At 44.0% G+C, this 22,871-nt stretch carries 15 protein-coding genes; 3 read left to right on the top strand and 12 right to left on the bottom strand.

Features of this window, described 5'->3' with window-relative positions:
* Positions 1-8: 8 nt before the first annotated feature.
* Positions 9-1,031, bottom strand: a complete 1,023-nt coding sequence (locus GC093_RS03040) for a DUF7309 domain-containing protein (RefSeq protein WP_171650385.1) — start codon at positions 1,029-1,031, stop codon at positions 9-11.
* A 391-nt stretch (positions 1,032-1,422) separates the two neighbouring features.
* Positions 1,423-1,680: a hypothetical protein gene (locus GC093_RS03035; RefSeq protein ID WP_171650318.1), complete on the bottom strand. Its 258-nt coding sequence runs from the start codon at positions 1,678-1,680 to the stop codon at positions 1,423-1,425.
* Positions 1,681-1,934: 254 nt separating this feature from the next.
* Here GC093_RS03035 and yhbH point away from each other — a divergent pair, with 254 nt between their 5' ends.
* Positions 1,935-3,092 (top strand): sporulation protein YhbH, encoded by a 1,158-nt coding sequence (gene yhbH / locus GC093_RS03030; protein WP_171650384.1) that lies wholly within the window; start codon positions 1,935-1,937, stop codon positions 3,090-3,092.
* A complete protein-coding gene (locus GC093_RS03025; protein WP_171650383.1) occupies positions 3,089-4,516 on the top strand; it encodes a SpoVR family protein in 1,428 nt (475 codons plus the stop codon). Before yhbH ends, GC093_RS03025 begins: the two co-directional genes overlap by 4 nt.
* A gap of 121 nt (positions 4,517-4,637) precedes the next feature.
* Here GC093_RS03025 and GC093_RS03020 read toward each other — a convergent pair whose 3' ends face one another.
* From GC093_RS03020 to GC093_RS03005, 4 genes are all read right to left on the bottom strand, one after another.
* Entirely contained in the window at positions 4,638-4,988 is a 351-nt protein-coding gene (locus GC093_RS03020; RefSeq protein WP_171650382.1) for a hypothetical protein, read from the bottom strand.
* Positions 4,989-5,052: 64 nt separating this feature from the next.
* Entirely contained in the window at positions 5,053-8,145 is a 3,093-nt protein-coding gene (locus GC093_RS03015; RefSeq protein WP_171650381.1) for an AAA family ATPase, read from the bottom strand.
* Entirely contained in the window at positions 8,102-9,298 is a 1,197-nt protein-coding gene (locus GC093_RS03010) for an exonuclease SbcCD subunit D (protein ID WP_171650380.1), read from the bottom strand. Before GC093_RS03010 ends, GC093_RS03015 begins: the two co-directional genes overlap by 44 nt.
* Positions 9,299-10,229: 931 nt before the next feature.
* Entirely contained in the window at positions 10,230-11,567 is a 1,338-nt protein-coding gene (locus GC093_RS03005; protein WP_171650379.1) for a gluconate:H+ symporter, read from the bottom strand.
* Positions 11,568-11,948: 381 nt separating this feature from the next.
* On the opposite strand from GC093_RS03005, the gene GC093_RS03000 reads away from it, so the two are divergent.
* Complete coding sequence (locus GC093_RS03000; RefSeq protein WP_171650378.1) at positions 11,949-13,700, top strand: PdaC/SigV domain-containing protein; 1,752 nt, start codon at positions 11,949-11,951, stop codon at positions 13,698-13,700.
* A 107-nt stretch (positions 13,701-13,807) separates the two neighbouring features.
* On the opposite strand, the gene GC093_RS02995 is transcribed toward GC093_RS03000, so the two are convergent.
* The 6 genes from GC093_RS02995 to GC093_RS02970 form a co-directional block, all read right to left on the bottom strand.
* A complete protein-coding gene (locus GC093_RS02995; protein ID WP_171650377.1) occupies positions 13,808-14,503 on the bottom strand; it encodes a response regulator transcription factor in 696 nt (231 codons plus the stop codon).
* Positions 14,504-14,588: 85 nt separating this feature from the next.
* A complete protein-coding gene (locus GC093_RS02990) occupies positions 14,589-16,703 on the bottom strand; it encodes an ATP-binding protein (RefSeq protein WP_171650376.1) in 2,115 nt (704 codons plus the stop codon).
* A 6-nt stretch (positions 16,704-16,709) separates the two neighbouring features.
* A complete protein-coding gene (locus GC093_RS02985; protein ID WP_171650375.1) occupies positions 16,710-17,633 on the bottom strand; it encodes an N-acetylmuramoyl-L-alanine amidase in 924 nt (307 codons plus the stop codon).
* Between the two features lie 132 nt (positions 17,634-17,765).
* The gene (locus tag GC093_RS02980) at positions 17,766-19,394 is read right to left on the bottom strand and encodes a putative bifunctional diguanylate cyclase/phosphodiesterase (RefSeq protein ID WP_171650374.1); all 1,629 of its coding nucleotides are present in this window, start codon (positions 19,392-19,394) and stop codon (positions 17,766-17,768) included.
* 238 nt (positions 19,395-19,632) lie between these two features.
* On the bottom strand, positions 19,633-21,528 hold the full coding sequence (locus tag GC093_RS02975; RefSeq protein WP_171650373.1) for a DUF2334 domain-containing protein: 1,896 nt from the start codon (positions 21,526-21,528) through the stop codon (positions 19,633-19,635).
* A 207-nt stretch (positions 21,529-21,735) separates the two neighbouring features.
* Positions 21,736-22,506, bottom strand: coding sequence for a class I SAM-dependent methyltransferase (locus GC093_RS02970; RefSeq protein ID WP_171650372.1), 771 nt, complete (start codon positions 22,504-22,506; stop codon positions 21,736-21,738).
* Positions 22,507-22,871 lie beyond the last annotated feature (365 nt).

The raw sequence follows: 22,871 nt of genomic DNA, 5'->3' as shown, positions 1-22,871 counted from the left end.
GGAAGCTTCTATCTAATCCCACTTTGAAAAAACTCTCTCATGCCTTCTTTGGCCTCTTCAATTGCAGGCAGCTCCAGCGTCAAGTACACTTGCAGATTGAAAATTTTAAGCAGCTGGGACAAATACATAAACACCTGTTCATTGACAGCCCAGATTTCCGTAGGAAGCATCCCCTTCTGTTCAACAAGCTTCAAAAAACTAGCAACTGCGGCATTAGGCATTAAAGATTGTTCCTGTAAATCTATGTTTAAGATTTGCCCTGTCTCTTGATCGACGATCATATACATCATTGGATAATAGGGTCTATCCCCGTCTTTAACAGGCGTTGGCGCAAAGAAGCAATCCATCTCCCATACTCCAGCGGAGCCTTGAATATTCTTTTTGATTTTGGCTATTCGAAGCTCATCTACAGGGTCTGCCGCTGGGATAGGGATATCCTCAATATCTCTAGGTAGAATCCATTCACTGGACCATACCAGACCATTGTCCGAGTTTACTGCAACTCTCGTAAGAAAGGTTTCATCCTCTGCTTCTATAAGAGCATCAGGATTGGATTTGTATTCATTAGCGACTTCGAGTGCCTGTTGCAAAGCTAAGGTTAAGAAAGCAACTTGTTCTTGATTCTCAATAGGCCAAGGCACAAATCCAGGTTTATACTCTCTGAAGGTTGGCCAAGACTTAGCCCCACGGAACGACAAACCCAGCTCCTTGATTTGCTTCAATTCTTGTGATTGCAGTTCATTGCGGTCGTCAAAGGAAAGCATCAAACAATGCTGAGTGTAAAGCGGATCTTCATCCAACTCCCCTGTTAGCATTCCAACGAAGGTTTCCAATCCAGCCGTTCCCAAATAAACAGCCAAACCATACAACTCACCGCCATTGCCCATCACACAACAATACCCAATTTCCCCATTGGCCGGATTTTCTACACCGAATATATGTCCGTTCGAGAGCCATTCCCAACAACGGACTTGTTTAAACTCTGCAGCAGCAGCATATAGGTCTTTCCATTGTTCTACTGAAGGTATCATCCATTTACTCCTAATCGATAAATTTTTCCTGTTTATTTCATTATAACGGATAAGTACAGGATCTTACAAAAATCTACAGATAGAGCACTGATGTCTTATGATTTCCTCTATTCCGAACATGGAGAAAATAAATAACCGAAACGTCATAAGAGGTTCGGCTCAATGTAGGGAGAGTATAAGAGTCGGTTTTGGCCATTGCTTTTCTTTAAAACTGACAGCACGGCCTTAGCCGCAGTCTTCCAGCAAATGCCTACTGACACTTGCTCAACTCAAATTAGTCTTTCGCCTTACTATATCGCAGGTTGCCACATTAAATCTGTATGGCTTATCACATTAACGTTAGTTTTTTCCAAAAGATACAAAAAAATGTCCAATTCTCTCCTTAGCCACATCATCGGAAAACTTGCTCTGATCCTGTACAGCTGGACGCTTCTTCATTAGTCAGAACCACTGCTCGTTTCGGAGTTCCTTTAATTGTTGTGGTGCCCATCGCATGCTTTACCGTATATTCCTTCTCCACATTCCCGACTCCGCCAGTCTTGGTTGCTTCTGCGGAAGACTGTGAGCCTGATGAAGCCTTATCCCCCTGAGTTGCAGCTGGCTCCTGCTTAGCTCGACCCCCTCCACAACCAGACAAAATAATCGCCAAGGAAAGCAGAATATCAGAAAATAGGCACCTGTCCTACTCACATAACCCCTCGGGACTTGAATATATTTAGTAACAAGCACTTTTTTCTACTGTTTGTTACCCCATCTTTCGAGAACAGCAACCCATGTAATATGTATTTTCAGTGTAAAAAATTAAGCAAACCCATCTTGTACGCTTTTTACTATGCAGATTTGCTTTCAATGCTTACGAAGCCAGCTTACCTATGAAAAGAAAGCCCTCAGGAGGTGTCCCGCATGACAGAACCATTGTTTATCGTATCCCGAGAGGATTGGTCACTTCACCGCAAAGGCTATCAGGATCAAAACCGACATCAGGAAAAAGTTCGTGAAGCCATCAAACAAAACCTGCCGGACATGGTTACCGATGAAAGCATTATCATGTCAGACGGCAAGCAAATCATCAAGGTACCTATCCGTAGTCTGGATGAATATCGGCTCCGCTATAATTTCAATAAGAGCAAGCATGTTGGCCAGGGCGATGGAGATAGTCAAGTAGGCGATGTACTGGGGGTGGACCCGACTCCTGCGAAAGGACCGGGTAAAGGAGAAGGTGCGGGCGACCAGCCTGGCGATGATTATTATGATGCAGAGGTGCAGATGGAAGAGCTGCAAGCGATGCTGTTTGAAGAGCTGGAGCTTCCTAATCTGCAGCAGAAGGAAAAGGATATTCTGACCACCAAAGACGTCATTTTTAACGATATCCGTAAAAAAGGCATCATGTCTAACATTGACAAAAAACGGACTATCTTGGAAAATTTGCGCCGCAACGCAACAGCGGGTGATCCTGGCATTCATGGCATCAACCCTGATGACCTTCGTTTCAAAACATGGGATGAAGTGATTACCCCACAATCCAATGCTCTTATCATAGCTATGATGGATACCTCTGGCTCCATGGGCTCCTTCGAAAAATATATAGCACGCAGCTTCTTTTTCTGGATGACTCGCTTCTTACGTACCAAATATGAGCATGTTGAGATTATCTTTATTGCTCACCACACGGAGGCTAAGGAGGTTACCGAAGAGGAATTTTTCACTAAGGGCGAGAGCGGTGGCACGATTTGTTCCTCAGCTTATCAACTTGCCTTAGAGCTAATTGACCGGCGTTATTCTCCGGCTAAATATAACATTTATCCTTTTCATTTCTCCGACGGTGATAATTTGACTTCGGACAACGAACGCTGCGTTAAGCTCATCAACGAGTTGATTAAGCGTTGCAACTTATTCGGCTATGGAGAAGTGAATCAATACAACCGCAGCAGTACACTGATGTCGGCTTACCGCAATCTTCATGATCCTAAGTTTGTACATTATGTAATTCGTGAGAAAGGCGAGGTTTATAAAGCCTTAAAAACCTTCTTCCCAAGATCGGAAAGGGGAATCGCACGATGAATACCGACGATATCAAAAAACTGGAGTACGCCATAGCGGAAATTACCGAGGTTGCAGACGGGTTCGGCCTAGATTATTTTCCAATGCGATATGAAATTTGTCCGGCAGACATCATCTATACGTTCGGCGCATACGGTATGCCAACTCGGTTCAGCCATTGGAGCTTTGGAAAAACCTTCAACAAAATGAAAATGCAGTACGATTTCGGTCTTAGCAAAATTTATGAGCTGGTCATCAATTCAGACCCCTGCTACGCCTTTCTGTTGGACGGAAACTCATTAATCCAGAACAAATTAATTGTGGCGCATGTATTGGCGCATTGTGATTTTTTCAAAAACAACGCTCGTTTTTCCAAAACAAACCGCAACATGGTCGAAAGCATGTCAGCCACAGCTGAGCGTATCCGCCAATATGAAATTCTATACGGTACAGAAGAGGTTGAACATTTCATCGATGCGGTGCTTGCCATCCAAGAGCATGTTGACCCTTTGATCTCGAAGCCTTATGATGCCGGAAGATATGGAAGGAATATGGAAAAATCGCGCAAGACAGAAACAAAGGAACGCAAGCTGGGTTATGAGGATTTATGGGATTTGGACACACCAACCGAGATAGACGCGCCGCGCAAGCAGGAACCAACTAAGTTTCCATCTTCTCCGGATAAAGATCTGGTGCTGTTCATTGAGGAGCACGCACCTTACTTGACGGATTGGCAGCGTGACATCATGACTATGCTGCGCGATGAAATGCTGTATTTCTGGCCGCAGCTGGAGACCAAAATCATGAACGAAGGCTGGGCTTCGTACTGGCATCAGCGCATCTTGCGCGAGCTGGATCTTACCGTAGAAGAAACCATCGAATATGCAAAGCTCAATTCGTCCGTAGTCGTACCTTCGCGTCATAGCTTAAATCCGTATTATTTAGGCTTGAAAATTTTTGAAGACATCGAGAAACGGTGGGAGAATCCATCAGCTGAAGATCGAGAACGATTGGGCTGCAAAGGCGGGGAAGGCCGGCAAAAAATGTTTGACGTACGCGAGTATGACTCTGACATCTCCTTTGTTCGCAATTATATGACGAAGAAGCTTGTGGATGAACTGGACTTATATGTATTTGAGAAGAAAGGACCCGAATGGAAAATCACGGATAAATCCTGGGAATCTATCCGCGACCAGCTCGTTTATTCCCGTGTCAATGGCGGGTTTCCCTACATTGTTGTTGAGAATGGCAACTACGATAAAAACGGCGAACTCTACTTAAAGCATGCCTACGAGGGGGTTGAGCTGGATTTAAAATATGTTGAACGAACCATACCATACATTCAACAGCTGTGGGGCAGGACCGTTCATTTGGAAACGGTTCTTGAATCAAAGCAGGTGCTTTTCTCCTATGATGGGAAGAAGCATAACAGGAAATTTTTGTAATCAAAAACATTCCATGTAAATCCTCCTTTTGCCTACCGCGTTCATCTCGACAAGTAAAAAGAACCCGAACGAAAGCATAATGCTTTTGTTCGGGTTCTTTCCTTCCACTTTTACTTTACTTCTACTTTTTATCCACATGAAGCAGCATTACCGTCTTTACCGTAAAGGTATCCTTTATCTTTTCCTCTGAGATCACATTAAGCTTAATCAAGCTCGTGATCTTGGAAGAATCTGATTTGGAGAGCATACGCCACACTTCGGAGTCAGGCAGCGCTTCGTACAACTTGCTATCATCGTATTCCTTGCGCTCCTGGAAAACAATCTTCACTCTGTGACCGCCAACCTCCAGCTCGGAAACACCCTGCTCTGTACAGTAGGTCGTAATGTCGTTGCGGAGCTCTGTCAATTCTTGCTCTATCTCTTTATGCTTTTGCTTCAGCTGATAGTAACGTTTCACTTTCTTGTCCACCATGTTCACTCTCCTTTTTATTACATATTTATGCGGAGAGCACCGATTTAGGACAGGATTTCATGAGTTAGCTTACGCAAAAGTTCGTGTAGCTGTACCCTTCTCTTGTTTTCTTAACTTCCAAAATGGCGGGTATGGCTTGCTTCAGCTCCTGAACATGTGAAATGACGCCAATCATTCGACCAGACTGCTGTAATTCGATTAGAGTATCAATCGCCTTGTTCAAGGATTCTTCATCCAAAGAGCCGAAGCCTTCATCGATAAACATCGTTTCTATCGAGATTCCACCTTCATAAGATTGGATAACATCCGCCATCCCGAGCGCTAAACAGAGTGAAGCGTTGAACTTTTCTCCTCCGGATAACGTCTTCACGTCCCGCAGCTGGCCTGTATAATTATCAAAGACATCAAATCCAAGACCACTCTGCTTGCCGCGCTTCTCCAAACGGTCACTACGAACCAGGTAGTACTGTCCGTCTGACATCCGCAGCAAACGTTGATTAGCGGTGTAAATAATCTTTTCCAGAAACTCGATTTGCAAGTACCTCTCAAAGGAGGTTTTCTTGCCATTCTCTCCTCGAACAACGTCGTATAAATCCTTCACTAGCTGGTACTCACGTTCGGCCTGCTGCCAATTATTCTCGGCCTCGGCGATGTTCGCTTTACCGTCCACACCCTTGTCATAGCTGTTTTCGGCTTGTATGTAATGGCTGCGAATCGACTCTATGTATTGTTCCAGCTCTTGTAAGCTCTGTTTCAGCACGGCAAGATCTTGACGAGCTTTACCTGCAAGAGTAACGGATAGCTCCTCTATTTGTTTGCTTACCGCTGCCAAGGATGTACTATACTGCTCAATCTGCTTCTTCAGCTCCGCCTGAGCTGTATCGGTCATCTTGGCCGCTTTATAGACTTCTTCCGTCTTAAATCCAGCTTGCTTTAACGCATCGATGTAGCTTTGAAGGGCCTTTTCCTTATTGGCTGTCGCCTCATTCTTCTGACTCTCAGCATTATCACGGCCAGCAACTGCCTTGATATTCCGCTCGTTCCCCTCTTGGTATTGCAGCTGGGCCTTCTTCCATTCAGCCTCCAGCTGCATCTTGCGTTGCTCCGCTTCTCCAATTCGCACTTGAAGCTGCTCAAGACTTCGCACTTCCTCAGGTAATGACGATAATGCTTGATCGTACAGAGCCTTCTCTGTGGCATAAATCGTCTTCTTGTCATTGAAAAGGTTCGCCAAGCTTTCCTTATGCTTACGGATTTCATCAAGCTTACTGTCCAACGTTTGGAGCGACTGTTTGAGCGGAATCAGCTTCTCGCTATCCACCCTTAAACTCTTTACCTCTTCTGCTAACGCCTTACCTACTTGCACTAGCGCGAGATAAGCTTCATGTATCCCTTCCAAGCTATATCCCTGTTCGAGCACTTGATGCTGCTTCTCCTGAATCTGCCGTGCAGTGGCTGTGAGTGTCGCTTTCGCTTCAAGATATTTCTTTTCTAACGCAGTCTTTTCTCCCCGCAGCCGTTCAAGCTCTTCTTTGGTTGGGATGTCTTCGGTTACAACTGCTTTCTTAGGGTGATCCTCACTTCCACACACAGGGCAGGAATCACCATCATGCAGATGCCGAGCTAGCAAACCTGCTTGGCCTCCAATCCAACGGTTCTCCAACGCAGAATACGACCTCTCCGTTCGTTCGAATGCCCATTCGTGCTGTTTCTCTTCCTCTTGTTCTTTTTTGGATTTTTGTACGAGGCTGATATACTCTTGCATCTGTGTAGCTTGTTGTCTCAGAAGGTTAAGCTGCTCCGTTTTATTCGGCAAATGGATAACCTTATCTTCCAACTCCTTGACTTGAGCTGCTGTCAACAACCGTTCGGATTGCTTACCCTCAAGCTCCGCCTCTACAGTACGCAATTGCTTCGACAAAGCTACTGTATCTGTTTCTAATGTCAACACCAGCTGCTGTTTTTCATTCAGCTCCTTAACCGTAGGCAAAAATCCTTGGAGTCGATCGAGCTCACGAACGGATTGCTCTCTTTCTTCCGCTTTTCCCTCTTCCTGTGCATATTTCTTCGCAGCTGTTTGCAATGCTGTCTCTGCTTGCAAGCATTCGAACAGAGAATCTTCGAGAAGCTTGGTTTTGCGGGTAAGCTCCTCTATCATCTCTGCGTTCTGCCGCTCATACACATGAAGATGAACAGCTTGCTCAGCTAAAGATAGCTGCTCCGTTTTCTGCTTAAACTCCTGTTCCTGCTCTATTAGCTGTTGTTTGGCCGTTACCTTTTGATCCAAGAGATCGAATTGCTCGTTCACGTTTTGAGCTTGATGATAGATCGTCGTATTCTCTTGGTACTTAGCCATTTCTAGCTGCAGCTGCTGCTTTTTTTGCTTGATTTGTTCCGCGTAGTAATCAACCTCTTTATCCAATGCTTCCATAACTTGATATGTATTGTAATGCTGCTGTTGAAATACTTGCAGCAGATCGGATCCTTCACGCCCGGACAAAGAACCCTTCACATTGTTGATATGATAATCCCGAATGCCAGCCAGCTCCACGCAGATCTGTTGCATTTGCTTCCGTTTCTCATTTAGATGGTCGGCGACAATTTTGTATAATCCGGTCTTAAATATACGACGTAAAATCTCCTCTTTATTTTCGGTCTCCGAGGTCAGCAGCTTGCGGAATTCACCCTGAGGCAGCATGACGATCTGACCGAACTGATCCTTCGTGAGCCCAATAATTTCGCGGAGCTTCTCATCCACCTGCGATATGATAAAGCGGTCAGTTAGCGGAGCCTCTTGCCCACCAGCTATTCCATACAGCTCATGACGGTCTCCCGTCGCACCCTTGTTGCCTGCTTTGACATGCGCCAGCTGCCTAAAAACACGGTATGTCCGACCTTTTATTTCAAATTCAAAATCAACAGATGTGTACACTTGATCATCGGCGAAATGACTGCGAAGCATTCGGCTATCATTCCGATCCTCCCCGCTCGCCTCTCCGTACAAAGCGAAGCATATGGCATCAAATATAGAGGTTTTCCCGGCCCCTGTATTTCCCGAAACGACAAACAATCGATGCCCCTTAAGCTCTGAAAAATCAACAATTTCTTTATCTTTATACGGCCCGAACGCCGTCATCGTAAGCTTTAACGGTCTCATGGCGCTCACCCTCTTCCTTGTGGATCTCCTGCAGTGTCTCGATAAACAGCCTCTCCGTTTCCGGGGTTAGCTCAGTTCCTCTTACTTCCTTATAAAATGCTTTGAATAATGAAAGGTCGTCCATCATAGCTCGTCCTTCAACTGCTAACGCTTCCCCGGTCAGCCCAGCCATAGCCATCTTTCGTTCAACATGCATGGCATTCGGATAAACAGAGCGAACCCGTTCCATGGGGGACAATACGGGCGCTTCATCCAGCAACCTAACAAATACATAATCTTCATTAATCGCATGCTGCTCGATATCCGCCATTAGGCCTTCTACAGTACGCATGTCACGTAGCGGAGATAGCTCTCTTTTCTCAACTGTCACACTTCCAGGCTGGTTAAGCTCGACGACAAGGTATCCCTTGTTATGACGTTCTTCCGAGATGGAATACTTTAGAGGCGAACCCGAATATCGAACCGTCTCGTTTCCGACATGGTGGGCTTGATGCAGATGTCCTAAAGCTGTGTAGGTAAATCCTTCAAAATGCTTGGCACTAACGTGCTCAGCCCCCCCGATGGATAAGGGCCGTTCTGAATCGCTTGTGTTAGCCTCAGCTTCACCGCCTGGCGTAACAAAGGCATGTCCGACAAGGACATGGCGAGCATTCGGATCCATAGTCGCTTTAATGGCTTCGGTTATTTTTGCCATCGCGTCATTATGGGTTTTTATTTCGTCATCACCAAGTAAGTAGCGCACTTTTCCCGGCTCCGCATAAGGAATCAGGTGAAAATGAACCTCGCCATGCTCGTCCCGCAGAACCACTGGTTCAAACGGGTATGTAAGCTCGCCTGCAATATGGAAACCTGATGCTTTCATAATGCGGCTGCCAAAATCTAAACGGCTAGGGCTGTCGTGATTACCCGCGATCGCCAGCACAGGAATTTTTAATCGAAGAACAATCGCTTCCAGCATGCTGTCAAGCAATTGCACAGCTTCTGTCGGTGGAACCGCACGATCATATAAATCACCGGCAATGATGACGGCATCCGGCCTTTCCGTTTCTATGTCTTTAATCCATTGCTCAAGCACATATTGTTGATCTTCCGTCATATAAACGCCTTGTACTAATTTCCCTAGATGCCAGTCGGCTGTATGGAATAGTTTCATTTCACTTATCCGTCCTTTCGGTTATCATGCGTGTTCAAAAAAGCTATCCGCTCTATGCCCAAGCAGCTTGGATTCTATAATATCAACAGTGGGACAGCACTCTGCATGGAATATATGTTCTCGTAAAAACTCTGTTACTGTTATTTCGACATGATTTATCATGAATCCTGTTATTTCCCCTAGTTCCATAATCGCCAAGTTCTGGGTATGGATTATGCTGGAACGATAAACATGGTAAAGAACCTGTTCGGCTACTTAGCAGGGTTATTCTTCTATATCAAACACAGCCTCAGAAAAAATCCAATAAACACCTTCACCAAAAACAAAATAATCTTGTTCGAAGTCTGCCCTGATGTAAACAAACCTCTCATTTTCTAATAAAGTGCATATGCCAAATATGAATTTACTTTAATCATCAAGAGTAAACTCTACAGGTACATGTCCCTTGCGCTGCGTTTTCTTTTATTTTAGATGGTACACATCTGAGCCAAGCTTCAATACCGGTCCCTGCTGCTCCATAAATGCAATAAGCTTTGCAGCTTCGCACCTCTTAGGAAGAAAATTTCCCATACCTATCAACTCTTTGCATAAAAATTTGATTCAACCTCAAATCAGTACCAGACCCTCCCCCCGATCATCAGCCTGCATAATCCTGCAAACATGCAGTTATTATCTACTGAAATTTTCTTGTAGAGGAAAGAACTGCAAAAGTACAGCAATTTAATGAAAAGCGGTCCGGTTTCAGCTAAGAGTGAAAAAAAAGCTGCACATTTGCATGAATTCACCAAGATTACCGATAAAACGGCCAAAAGGCTGTATAGCTGCAGGTTTTTGATGCTAGGCAATCGCTTAATTTTTCACAAAATAACCAAACACAAAAAAACACAAACAAGAGACCTTGTTTGTGTTTTTTCGTGCTAAACCAATTTAATTAGATGAACAGGCTAAGAAGCAAAACAACCCCTAGACCAACGATCGAGTTAATGAATAAAAGAAGGCCCCACGTTTTGAAAGTGTCTTTAATAGATAGGTTAAAGTACTCTTTGAACAACCAGAAGGAAGCATCGTTTACATGTGTAATGGTGTTACTTCCAGCAGCTGTTGCTAATACCATTAAGACAGGGTTCACATCGAAAGTGGTAATAAGGGGACCCACTATGCCAGCCGCTGTAATGGCGGATACAACACCTGTACCTGTTGCGATACGAAGCATAGCTGTGATGACCCATGCCATAATTAATGGAGAAACGCTTGTATTTTGCATCATGGCTGCAATGTAGTTACCTATGCCGCTATCCAGAATGATCTGTTTGAACGCACCACCTGCACCCACGATGAAAACGATCATAGCAATGCCTTCAATAGCACCTGAGAAAGATTTCATAATTTCCGGCATGGTCCGCCCTACGCGAATACCAAAGACGTAAATGGCTACTAACACAGCAAGAAGCATACTGATTTCAGCACTACCAAAAAAGTTTACGATTTCATAGAACTTTGTACCTTTATCGATAAAAAGATCTAAAATGGTGGTACCTGTAATGATTAAAGCCGGAATCAATGGAACGATTAAGCTGATCGCAAATCCTGGCATTTCTTCATTAGTAAATTCCTTTGGTTTTTTCAAAAGCGGTGGTACAGGACGGTCTAATTTACGCAGAAACCTTGGTAAAATAATACCAGCGCATATTACTGCAGGAATAACAACAACTATCCCCAAGATATAGACCATACCCATATCTGCGCCATAGGCTTCAACAAGTGCAGTTGGACCAGGCTGCGGCGGGAAAATACTATGAGCCATTGTCGCGGAAGCAACCATCGTAACACCCAGACGTAAATATGGAATTTTCGCCTCGATTGCAATGCTAATAACAAGGGGAGCTAATATGATAAACGCTACTTCATAAAAGACTGATATACCGAAGATAGCACCGACGATCAAGATGGCCCATTCAACATATTTCACACCAAATTTGTTTAATAGTGAAGTCGCAACACGCTGCGCTGCACCTGAATCAACCATCAATTTACCTAATACAGCACCAAGACCGATGATAAGCGCTAAGCTTCCAAGCGTACCGCCAAGACCTTTTTTTACAGAGGCTACGACATCCATCAACGGCAGTCCGTTCAGAATACCTACTAATACGGCTACGATCAAAAGAGCAAGGACACTGTTAAGTTTCACTCGCATGTTCAAGTAAAGAAGTAATACGACACCAAGAGCTACCCAAATAATCGGTAAGGACTCTGTAATCCAATGCATGTTAATTTCCTCCTAAGCTGAATTCCCTGTACTTACTTTTCATTCCTTAAATGTCTTTCATGAAAAAAATTTACAATTTCATGGTCCATCATGAAAAAAAATTACAAACACAAGGTCTTATAATAGCCAATTCATTTGGTTTAGTCAACTAAACTAACCACACATCATTGTTATTGCAATTTTCATAATTTTCTGAGCCACAAATGCATTTTAAATTCCGTAATATCAACGATTTTTAGGTATTAAGGCATAATCTCTTACATCTATAAAATATGAAAAAAATGAATCTATTCTATGGATTAAGCTGTAACATCTTTGTAACCAACTCCGTCAAATAATCAACTATACTGAAGCTATAAACACAACTAAGGAGGTTGTCACATGAAAAAATCATTCAAAATGCTCACAGTATGTATATCAGGGTACTGCTTAATAGCAGCTTCAGTCCCTCAGTTATCTTATGCAGCCAGTCTTCCAATAGCTGAAGCAACTTCGACAGTCGTAGCCTTCCCAATATCTGCATCTTTAAATCAACAACAAGGGGTTAATATTACGGGGAAAACGATCAAAGAACAAACTGCGGAGGTTCAGGTGGACATCTTGATTCCAGTTATCGAAGGAATGAAAGATACCCAATACCAGAACCAGCTTAACGACATCATCTCCTCACATGCTATGAAAGATTTGGAAAACATCAAGAAGCAAGCAAGCGATGCAGCGGTAAAAGCGAAAGAATCAGGCTACGAAATGAGACCTCATACGCTAAATATTCAATACGAAGTCAAAGCGGATGGAGGAACGGCCAATGCTAACATCATTTCGATCAAAATGACAACCTATACATACACGGGTGGAGCTAACGGTATGCCGCGGGTTGATACTTATAATGTGTTGGACGAAGCACAAGCTAAGCGGGTCGAGCTGAAGGAATGGTTCGGTGATAGCTATAAAGATAATATAAATGCGCAAATTCAACAGGAAATCGCCAAGCATCCTGAGAATTTTTTCCAAGGTGAGGAAGGCTTCAAAGGTATATCGGATACGCAATCCTTTTATATTGAAAAGGGAGCTGCCGTTTTCGTTTTCCAAAAGTACCAAATCGCTCCTGGTTCATCAGGAACTCCTGAATTCCATATTTCACTTAGCAATAAAACAAGCACAGGACAGCAAAATGTGAAAATAACAACGAAAACAATAAAAGATGAATCTGCTTATTTCACTTCAAACTTGAATATCCCGGTCTTCGAAGGTCTTAAGGATACTAAATACCAAGCACAGCTCAATGACATTATTGAACGGCACGCTATGGAAGATCAGGATAATCTAAAGAAGCAAGCGCAAGCAGATGCAGTTTCAGCAAAGGAATCCGGCTACTCAATGAGACCTTATTCGCTCAATATTTTGTTCGAGGCTAAAGCTGATGGGGGAGCCGATAACGGTAATATGGTCTCTGTCAAAATAATAACCGATACTTACACAGGTGGAGCACACGGAATACAGCGGGTTGATACTTACACAGTCAGGGACGAACCAGAGACCTCACGAGTTGAACTGAAGGATTTATTCGGAGCTAACTACAAAGAAGGCATTAATAAACAGATCGGGCAGGAAATTGCCCAACATCCGAATGATTATTTCAAAGACAGCTTTAAAGGAATTTCGGATACCCAATCTTTTTATATTGAAAAAGGAGATGCAGTTATTCTCTTCAGCCCTTACGAAATAGCTCCCTATTCAGCAGGTATCCCTGAGTTCCGTATAGCTCTGCCTAAGGAATCAACCGCTCCTTCCCGACTAGCTGTTGGTGGTGAGGAACTATCTTCCGTTGAGGCTTCTATCTACATCAGTGACAATGGAACATCCTTAGTACCTCTACGGATCATTGCTGAGCGCTTAGGGTATAACGTGAAATGGAACGAGGACAAGCAATTAGTTGAAATCAACAAAGGAGCTCAATGGACGAGTCTTCAGGCAGGAAAGGATTCGTATATAATCAATAGAATGGCTCCTTTACCATTAGGTCAAGCTCCTGTGATCAAGGAAGATGGAATGATGTATGTACCTCTGGACTTCTTCTCCAAAATATTAAAAGCCGAGGTTCAAGCGGAGTCCGGTTCTATCAGCATTAAATAAGAAGCTTATAGCAAACTAAAAGCCGTCTCTTACGTAGATAAATCTACGTAAGAGACGGCTTTCTATTTTACATACAGCTAATTACCACTACACGAATGATCCCCTTTTTATGAAAGAAGAAACTTATAGCCCACTCCGTGTACATTGATAATATGCTGGGGGTTGGAAGGGTCTGTCTCTATCTTTTTGCGCAAATTGCTGACATGGACAATAATAGTGCGGGTATCGTTAAAGCTCTCTTGTCCCCAAATTTCACGGAACAGCTCTTCATGACTGAACGTTTGACCCGGCCTGCCTGCCAAAAACTTCAACAAATCGAACTCTTTTTTGGACAATACGATCTCTGCGTCATTGACTTTGACTGTTCTGCTTAGCAGATCAATATGCAGAGCTCCAAACTCCAATTTGGTTGGATGCGCTGCTTGATTATTAGAGAAAAAAGGCCGTCGCAGATTCGCTTGAACACGAGCAACTAATTCATTCGGGCTGAACGGCTTTGTTATGTAATCGTCCCCGCCAAGGGTTAGACCCGTTATTTTATCCTGCTCCTCCTTCTTGCAGCTTAGAAAAAGAACGGGTACAGATGTTTCCTGTCGTATTTCCTTACACACTTCAAACCCATCTTTTCCGGGAAGCAGCACATCTAGAATTATCAGGTCGGGCTGCACAGTCCGAACCATCTGAAGCGCCTCATCGCCCCGTTCTGCCAAAGCAACTGCAAACTTATGCTTCTCCAAATATAATCGGATCACATCGCGGATTTCCGGATCATCCTCTACTACCAAAATAGTTTGTCCAGCCACTTATATAACACCACCATTACTTATTAATCTAGATTCGTTCTAATTCGTGCTATTATTTCAAGAATAGACAAATGACGGCAACTGGTCAAGAAGTTTGTATAGGAACAGTAAAGCAAAATTCGGTGCCCACATTTAATACCGAACGCTCTACCCATATTTTACCGCCGTGGGATTCAATAATTTCCTTAGATATAGAAAGGCCCAAGCCTTTCCCCCCCGATACCGAATTGCGCGATCTATTGCTAGTGTAAAAACGGTCAAAAATAAATGGCATATCATTCGCTGTAATTCCCGCTCCTGTGTCCGAAATACGGCATAACATTTCCGAATCTCCATCATCGATCATCTCCACTCTAATTTTACCCCCTGCTTGCGTAAATTTGATCGAATTATAAATGAGATTGGAAAAGACCTGATGGAGCCGTTCTACATCTACTTCAACCTTGGAAAAACTCCCGCTTTCAGCCGCTTTTCCGTTAATAATTAACTCGTAGCTGATACCTGCATTGCTTGCATCCAGCTTATAACGAGAGAACAGCGATTCCATTAAGATCTCCGTAGATAAGTTCAACTTTTGAAAAGCAACCTGCCTAGCCTCTAATTGTGACAACTGAAATAGATCCTCAATCAACCTGCCCATTCCAAGCACTTTTCCATGAATGAGCTGAACATACTGCTTCCGCTGTTCTTCCGTATCCACCATACCATCCAGAATTGCCTCTATATAGCACTGGATCGTTGTTAACGGTGTCCCCAGGTCATGTGAGATATTACTTAATAAATGACTTCGAGATGTTTCCAATCGAGACATCTCGCTGTTTTTTACCCTAAGCTCATCGTTGACGAGCTCCAGGTCAGCTGTACGGTCTTTGATTTTAATACTAAGACTGCTGTTCATCTGAGCCAGAATTGCCGACATTTTCTCCTCATTGGAGAAGGCACGCGACAGCTTCATCGACAGCACACCGGACTGACAAATAATAAAAAACAATAAGCCGAAGCCAGATGCGCGCCCTGTTGTACTAACCCATTCGTTCGCATAGATCATGTCATTGATGATAGATACCGCAAAAATAAAGCTAGCCACTAAAATAATGGTACAGCCTTGCCTTTGAAGGTACCATGCCCTCATTAGCACATAAAGCTCAAATACAATAGCCAATCCGAGAATGATATGGAAGCTTATCAAGAACCTTGTATAAACCATCGCAGGGAATACAAGGGTAAGCACTGTATAGCAGCTTGATATGAGAATAAAGCTTCGTTGAATCTTACGGTTGCTTTCATTAGGAAATAATTCTCCAATAAACAGAATGAAAAATACTAATCCCAAATAGGCGCTAATGTATTCAAGCTTCAATTCAAGCTCCCAAGGAAATGAAGGAAATACCTTTAAAAGGGTGATTTCCCCTATAACAATTGTCCTCAGCGCAATCAGAACACAAAATAACCCAAAATATAAGGTAGATCGGTCATTTGGCCTAATGGAAAACAGTCCTAGATGGTAGAGTCCCATGATCATCAAGCTGCCGAACAGCAGCATATCGAAGCCTACACTTATTTCTTTTTTAGGAATGATTTGATCAAAAAGGCCTAATTCAAACGGTTGGCGAAGCCCTCCTTTCATATGATGAAAATTTGAAACCTGAAGCAAAATTTCAATTTCCGAATTATTTGGATGAAATCCCACTGTCTTAGTAGAATACGTTGCAAGGGATTCCTCATAGGAAGTTCCAACCTTGCCCGACTCCGCCAATAGTTCACCATTAATCCATAGACTATATGCTGAAGTGATGAATGGAACGCTCATTGCATAGGTGCGGCCGCTGGAACTTAATGGAAGTATCACTTTCAATCGGTATGTCACAAAGCCTGATCCCGAATAGGACTTAGAATTAATAGGCTGTCTATTCCACGAGCCTGGAACGACTGCCATCTCCGGCGCTTCAAGACCTTTAAAGCTTTCAGGTGTATACAGCTGAGCCCAATAGAACTCCCATTCCCCATTTAACCACAAGCTTCCATTGTCTTTAAAATTCCACTTCGTTAGGTCCATAACTCCCTGAGAGGCTTTGGGGGAATCGCCTTTTAGCCATTCCTCTGGTTTGCCCTGAATCTCAGGCAGTGTAAACACTGCCACTATCATTAAGAGAAAGAAGAGGAGTATCCAGCTGCTAAGCTTGCTCTTAATCCATAACACTTCGAGCTAGTCCTCCTTTTGAACCATGTAAATATCGATCCCTGCGGCTATAGATTCCACAAACTGCAGCTGGTAAGCAGGGTCAGACATGTCTTCATCCTCCGAGGGATTTGTCATAAAACCCATCTCTACCAGTACGACAGGCACCGTTGACCAATTAAATCCGGTTAAATCTTTTCGCGGCTGCAGTCCTCTTGACGAAGCCCCCGTACCCGTCTTTAAAGCTTCTAATATCGATTCAGCAGCAAGCCGGCTATCCGGTTGAATACTCCTAGTTACACTAACCGATGCGTCTGGGTACAGCACAGAAAAACCCTTTGCCTTAGGTGAGTCATTACCATCGGCATGAATCCTTACAACCAGCCGTGCGTTCGCAGCATTAGCCATTTCGGCCCGCTCAACATTGCTGAGATTCACTTCATGCTCCTCACGGGTCAATAGTACCTCGAATCCCCGTTTTATGAGTGTTTCCTTCAACAGCAAAGCAACCTCTAGGTTAAGAACATATTCCGGTTTACCCGTGGAAACGCCTGTTGTTCCGCCTGTAACCCTTGCCTTGGTTATATTGGAGTCTGGGGAGACGGGCTCCTGCTTCGAATCCCCCCTTCTCTGATGGCCGGGATCCAAGTAAATCAATCCTCGAGAGATGGATACTTTAACCGCAGTATCGTTCGCAGAGACAGGATCGCCAGCGGCTGGTTGGGCCCCTAACTCCTGGGGAGCTGGGTTGTTAAGCGTCTGGCCTGCCGCGGGCGCTAGAGAATCAGCAGCAGTAGCGTCTTGTGTCTTTATCGTCGTAGACGGTATGATAACAGCTGCGGCAGGCTTAATTTCTCGGCCTGAATCGGGCTGGTTGGCATAGGTAATCGCAAGAAATGCTGCTGCTGCCGCCACAATTGCAGTAATACCACTTGCATGCAGTTTTTTCAAAGTATCCCTGCCTCCTGTTTGGTCTATTCCTCAGCTTACATCTGTTTATATGCATAATAAGCCCGCAGGTCGGATATCTCTGCGGGCTCTCAGCTGTGTGTTGACATTTGTTGTGCTTCCAGAATACTTCATCTATGCTTTAACTAATAGTGGCTTCAATTCCATAGGATCCATCGGCTTACTAAACAAATATCCTTGTCCCTCCGTGCATTGCTGCTGTCTTAAAAACTGCAGCTGCTCCTCATTCTCAACTCCCTCTGCAATGACGCTGAATCTTAAATTCCGCGCCATGGAGATGATCATGGAAATGATTTCTGCATCGTCACGATCGTGCATCACGTGGGCAACGAAGGATTTATCAATCTTTAAAGAGTCAATCGGAAACTTTTTCAAGTAGCTTAATGAGGAATATCCCGTACCGAAGTCATCGATTGATATTTTAATCCCCAAGCTTTTCAAATCATGCAGCTTGGCAATAACTAAGCCTTCATTAAACATGGCCACACTTTCTGTAATCTCAAGGTCCAAATATTGCGCAGGCATACCGGTATCATCCAATATACGTGTTACAACCTCAACCAAATTTTGCTGCTGAAACTGACGGGCAGACAAATTAACTGCAACCCTCATAGGCAAGAGTCCAGCATCAAGCCATTCCTTATTCTGTAAACAAGCTTTCCGAAGAATCCATTCCCCGATCGGTACGATCATTCCATTTTCTTCAGCAAGCGGCACAAATTCAGCTGGCGATACATTACCCAGCTCGGGGTGAGACCAACGAAGCAACGCCTCCATGCCTGTAATCCTGCCGGAATCTAGATCGACCTGTGGTTGATAATGAACTGATAGCTCCTGCCGCTCCAATGCTTTGCGAAGCCCCTTCTCCAGTTCCACCTGCTTGGTCATCCGCTCATTCATATCCGATGTATAGAACCTGTAATGATTGCGTCCCTGCTCCTTGGCAAGGTACATAGCTGTGTCGGCATGCTTCACCAATGTTTCCACATCTTCACCATCATCGGGAAACATGCTGATTCCCATGCTCGGTGTAACGTAAAACTCATTGCCTTCAAGCACAAACGACTTCGAAAGCTCATCGATCAGCAGCTGTGCAGTCATCATAGTCTCTTCTCTATCTGAATCTGGCAGCAGCAGTACGAATTCATCGCCTTCAATCCGTGAAACGATATCATTAGGCCGGATATGCTGCAGCAGCCTTCTGGCTACTGCCCGCAGCAGATCGTCCCCTTTCGTATGACCGAACATATCATTGATAATTTTAAACCGATCCAAATCAAGAAACAAAACAGCTGCTGTTGGTTTCTCATGTCCACTGGATAGCTCCAGAGCATTCCTGCTCTGCTCTTTGAAAAGAAGCCGATTAGGAAGTCCTGTCAGAAAGTCATGATGAGAATAAAAATCGATCTGTTTACTTTTGTTCATCAGTTCATCTTGGTATTGATGCATCTGCTGACGGATAAAATCGATATGTTCTGCTACGGCATCCAATTCGTCAACAGATCTGCCCATTTTTTCCCCCTGCAGCCTTTTAAGCATCCCACGGATGGGCCGCACTAAATATTCAGCCATAAAATAGCCAATAATCACGGTAGGGAATACAATGGCCACAGATAGCAAATAAGGGGAAAATCCCGCATCATCGGCTAATGCTGCAAGCCTGTGAAGCAGGATATTGTTCATGGCAATCAGCAGCGCAACGGCCGCTGTAAACAAAGCTATAATTTTATTTCTAAACGACATTGCAAAATGCCTCCTATGTTGTAGCTTATCCCATTGTCCGGCATAATCAACGCCCTATTAATTTTCGACATAATGTTCTAAGAATCGCGCTAGTTCGTCACGTTGGAATAATTCGCCACATCCTGAATAAATCCTTCTTTTTCCCTATACAAATCTGCTCTGTATAAACAAAAGAAGGATCCTGCTGCCGCACAGGATCCTTCTTAATTTGTAGGATGGGACTTCAAGTAAGCTATAGCTACTTGCTTTCGAACGATAGTGCCGAATCCAAATAACCATCCTGTAGCCTTACAAGTGCCAAATCGGTTTTTCCATTCCCATCCAAATCACCTGTAATTAGCTTAGAGCCTGAACTTCCCCAAGGACCAAAAACAGACAGCAGCTCATAATCGTCTGCTTCCTTATGAAGGTAAACAGTAAAACGATTATGCTCATAATTCCAACGCAGCACATCCTCTTTCCCATCCCCATTAAAATCACCGAAACGGATTTCTCCATCCTCATTAGGAATATTCAACTCCGCTTTCTTCATCTTCCAAGACATCGCGGCTTTATCCACGCTGAGCTCAAGCCCACTGACCGCACCCGATCTTGCGTAAAACAGCGACTTGGTACCATCATCCTGCGTACGAAGCTGTAGCTCATTTTTCAGCTCATTCTTAAACTTATAGGGCTTGAGCGGTTTGATTTCTCCGCCTTTGCTCACATAATAACCAAACAAGGTTAATCGATCTGATGATAAACCCGCAATAACTGTATTTCCACTACCCTGCCTCAGCACATATAGATTCGAGCAGTTGCGCGGTGCTATCTTCCATTCTTTTTGAAGTGTAAAATGCTGGCTGTCCGACTCGAACCGCTGCAGCAATCCGGTGGGGCTCATTATCCATAAGCCATTCTTTCCTTCAGCACTAGCGTCGCCCGCTTCCAACGCTGCAACGGCTCCATCCTTAAAAGGTACATTGGCCCATACAGAAGATGTACCCTGGGCATTATTACGCATCCCCCTAAAAGAGCCAGGCGTTACGGTAATCGTTCCTTTCTGTGAATCCCAATTTACTAGATCACTCTGCCCATCTCCAGTAACATCCCCAAGCATCAGCTTATCCTGCTGACCTGTCGGTTTAATCTGTACTCTTTGTGATGGTGTGAAAGGAACGTAATCCTGAATGGAATAAAACTTATAGCCTTTTGCCTTTAGTCCTGCAATAAGCTTTTGCAGTACGCTTTTATCCTGCGCAGGGTAACGGAATTCTGGCAAACCATCACGAAGCACGGGTTCACCCTGATCGTTGGTAACCGGAATCAGATGTTTAAATTCTAGAAAGGGATGATAGAAAAAAGAGTTGATATTATTTGACTTGCCTACACGGTCAATAATCACTTTCTCGTCTTTGTTAAAAGAAATATAGTCAAATGGCGTAGGAACATAAACAGCCCCCATCGAAGAAGCACCGTACCCGCTATTAGGCTCATTAATATATTGAGCGACCGGTGTATTGCGGTCGATTTGCACATCTGCCTGGTAATGAAGGCCGAAGTAATTACGAAACAGCTGATCCTGCTCCGGAGTGGAGCGGTAGTGCGGCGACTCCCAGAATTGCGGCTGGAGTCCCGCATTCTTAAAGATGGCGAGCCCTGCCTTCAAGCGTGGCTCTGCGAACGAGGCAGTCAGCGTCTCTTCAGAACCGGGCACATTAAACTCATTGCCAATACCTGATTCTTGATGTCCGTCATCTCTGCGTATATTCCCAACCTGATGAGTATATCCATGCATACCGAGAGTAGCTCCGTCTCCTACGGCTTGCTTCAGCAGCTTCTGATAGGCTTCTACATAAGGATTGCCAGTTTGATCGAGAGACACATCATAACGAACTCCGTCTGGCGAAACATCAATCCAGCGAGGGATGACCGCCAGATGGTAAATAACATGCTGCTCCCGCAAATAATCCAGTACGGCCCGTAGCTTACCAAGCTGTTCCATAGATCCATATTGCCCACCAGGACCAATATCTTCGAGCCGCATAAGAACTACACGAGGATTACTCGATTCGCCTTCAACCGTTATAATATGGTAAGCCGTGAACAATACACATACGACTAATGCTGATGAAACAAATTTTAACCATTTCAATTTCCTAAAGTATGTCACGTATTGTTAGCTCCCTTCTAGATGTCTAAAAAACTACGGAATTAAAGCGTTTACATAACAGTGAAACTATGATGATTGTACCAAATTTTCTTTCCATCGAACATCATTTTTTCTAAAAAAATAAAGGAACAAAATGCCATCAGGCACTTTATCCCCTTATTGTATATATCTAGGTCATCTTCCACTTGATCATTTCAGCACAGCGGAAAAGCGTAGTCTGCGGTAATCAGCAATCCAGTGTTTCCCATTGTATAGATCTGCTTCCAGCAGCTTGCAGCAGCGTGCGTAGGCCTCGCGCTTCAGCTCTGCAGCAAGCCCTGCAAAAAACATCCCTGCAAAGGCATCAAGCCAATGCTCAAGCCCCTTCACACCGTCATCTAGCTCTGTTGGTCGATCGTACAACTCCATCCAGCGCACCTCAAAGCCTTGGGCTTCCAACAAGCCGCTATATTCGCTCACACTTGGAAAATACCAAGGATTGCGTGCTTCCGCATCTATTCCATAATCCCCTAGCACCTCAGCTATTGCTTCATAAATGTGCCCTACATTTCGTTTGCCTCCGAATTCTGCAACGAATCTTCCCCCTTCATGAAGAGCCAGCCTAGCAGATTCAATTACACGCTCCGGCTGTTTCATCCAATGCAGCGCGGCATTGGAGAATACAGCATCCACTGTCTTATCCAGGCGGAACATATGCCCATCCATCGCTACAAATGATATCTCAGGATATTTGCTTCTGGCTTTTTCAACCATATCTGCCGACTCGTCTATGCCCACACAGCTAGCTCCAAGCTGCACGATAACATTAGTCAGGTCACCTGTACCGCAGCCCAAATCTACAATCCGTTCTCCTGGTTGTGGATTAAGCAGCTCTACAACTCCTTTCCCCAAACGTGACACGTATCCGATCTTACTATCATAAAGTCCGGCATTCCACTCCTGATTTACAGGTTTGTTCATAAGAATCAGCTCCTCTTAAATCCTATTATGGATGCTATTGCTTATTATTTGAAATATATAATGATTATCACTTTAATAGTTTTTACCTATAAATAAAAAAAGTTATGGCCCTTTTTATACATGATTTTAAACAGAGCAATTAAAATAATTCATTTACTTATGAATTCTTCTGGCGATATAATGGATTCATTGTGTTCTAAATGTTCATTGGGGATCTTCCACATGAGCTTCGCCACCTCGATTACGCATATCAACAGTAATTTCGTCAATTTTGTATCCACCATGTGGTTTACGATCTAACATACGCCGGCTTTACCTCCAACCTTCCACCCGTCATGAATGGCAAGCTTGCCATTGACAATACC

The organism is Paenibacillus foliorum (assembly GCF_013141765.1).
GTDB lineage: Bacteria > Bacillota > Bacilli > Paenibacillales > NBRC-103111 > Paenibacillus_S > Paenibacillus_S foliorum.
This window is presented reverse-complemented; position numbering and strand designations above follow the sequence as displayed.

Excerpts from the sequence above, each read along its gene's own strand:
- GC093_RS03040 (WP_171650385.1), bottom strand. The coding sequence starts at position 1,031 with ATGATACCTTCAGTAGAACAATGGAAAGACCTATATGCTGCTGCTGCA.
- yhbH (WP_171650384.1), top strand. The coding sequence starts at position 1,935 with ATGACAGAACCATTGTTTATCGTATCCCGAGAGGATTGGTCACTTCAC.
- GC093_RS03025 (WP_171650383.1), top strand. The coding sequence starts at position 3,089 with ATGAATACCGACGATATCAAAAAACTGGAGTACGCCATAGCGGAAATT.
- GC093_RS03020 (WP_171650382.1), bottom strand. The coding sequence starts at position 4,988 with ATGGTGGACAAGAAAGTGAAACGTTACTATCAGCTGAAGCAAAAGCAT.
- GC093_RS03015 (WP_171650381.1), bottom strand. The coding sequence starts at position 8,145 with ATGAGACCGTTAAAGCTTACGATGACGGCGTTCGGGCCGTATAAAGAT.
- GC093_RS03010 (WP_171650380.1), bottom strand. The coding sequence starts at position 9,298 with ATGAAACTATTCCATACAGCCGACTGGCATCTAGGGAAATTAGTACAA.
- GC093_RS03005 (WP_171650379.1), bottom strand. The coding sequence starts at position 11,567 with ATGCATTGGATTACAGAGTCCTTACCGATTATTTGGGTAGCTCTTGGT.
- GC093_RS03000 (WP_171650378.1), top strand. The coding sequence starts at position 11,949 with ATGAAAAAATCATTCAAAATGCTCACAGTATGTATATCAGGGTACTGC.
- GC093_RS02980 (WP_171650374.1), bottom strand. The coding sequence starts at position 19,394 with ATGTCGTTTAGAAATAAAATTATAGCTTTGTTTACAGCGGCCGTTGCG.
- GC093_RS02970 (WP_171650372.1), bottom strand. The coding sequence starts at position 22,506 with ATGAACAAACCTGTAAATCAGGAGTGGAATGCCGGACTTTATGATAGT.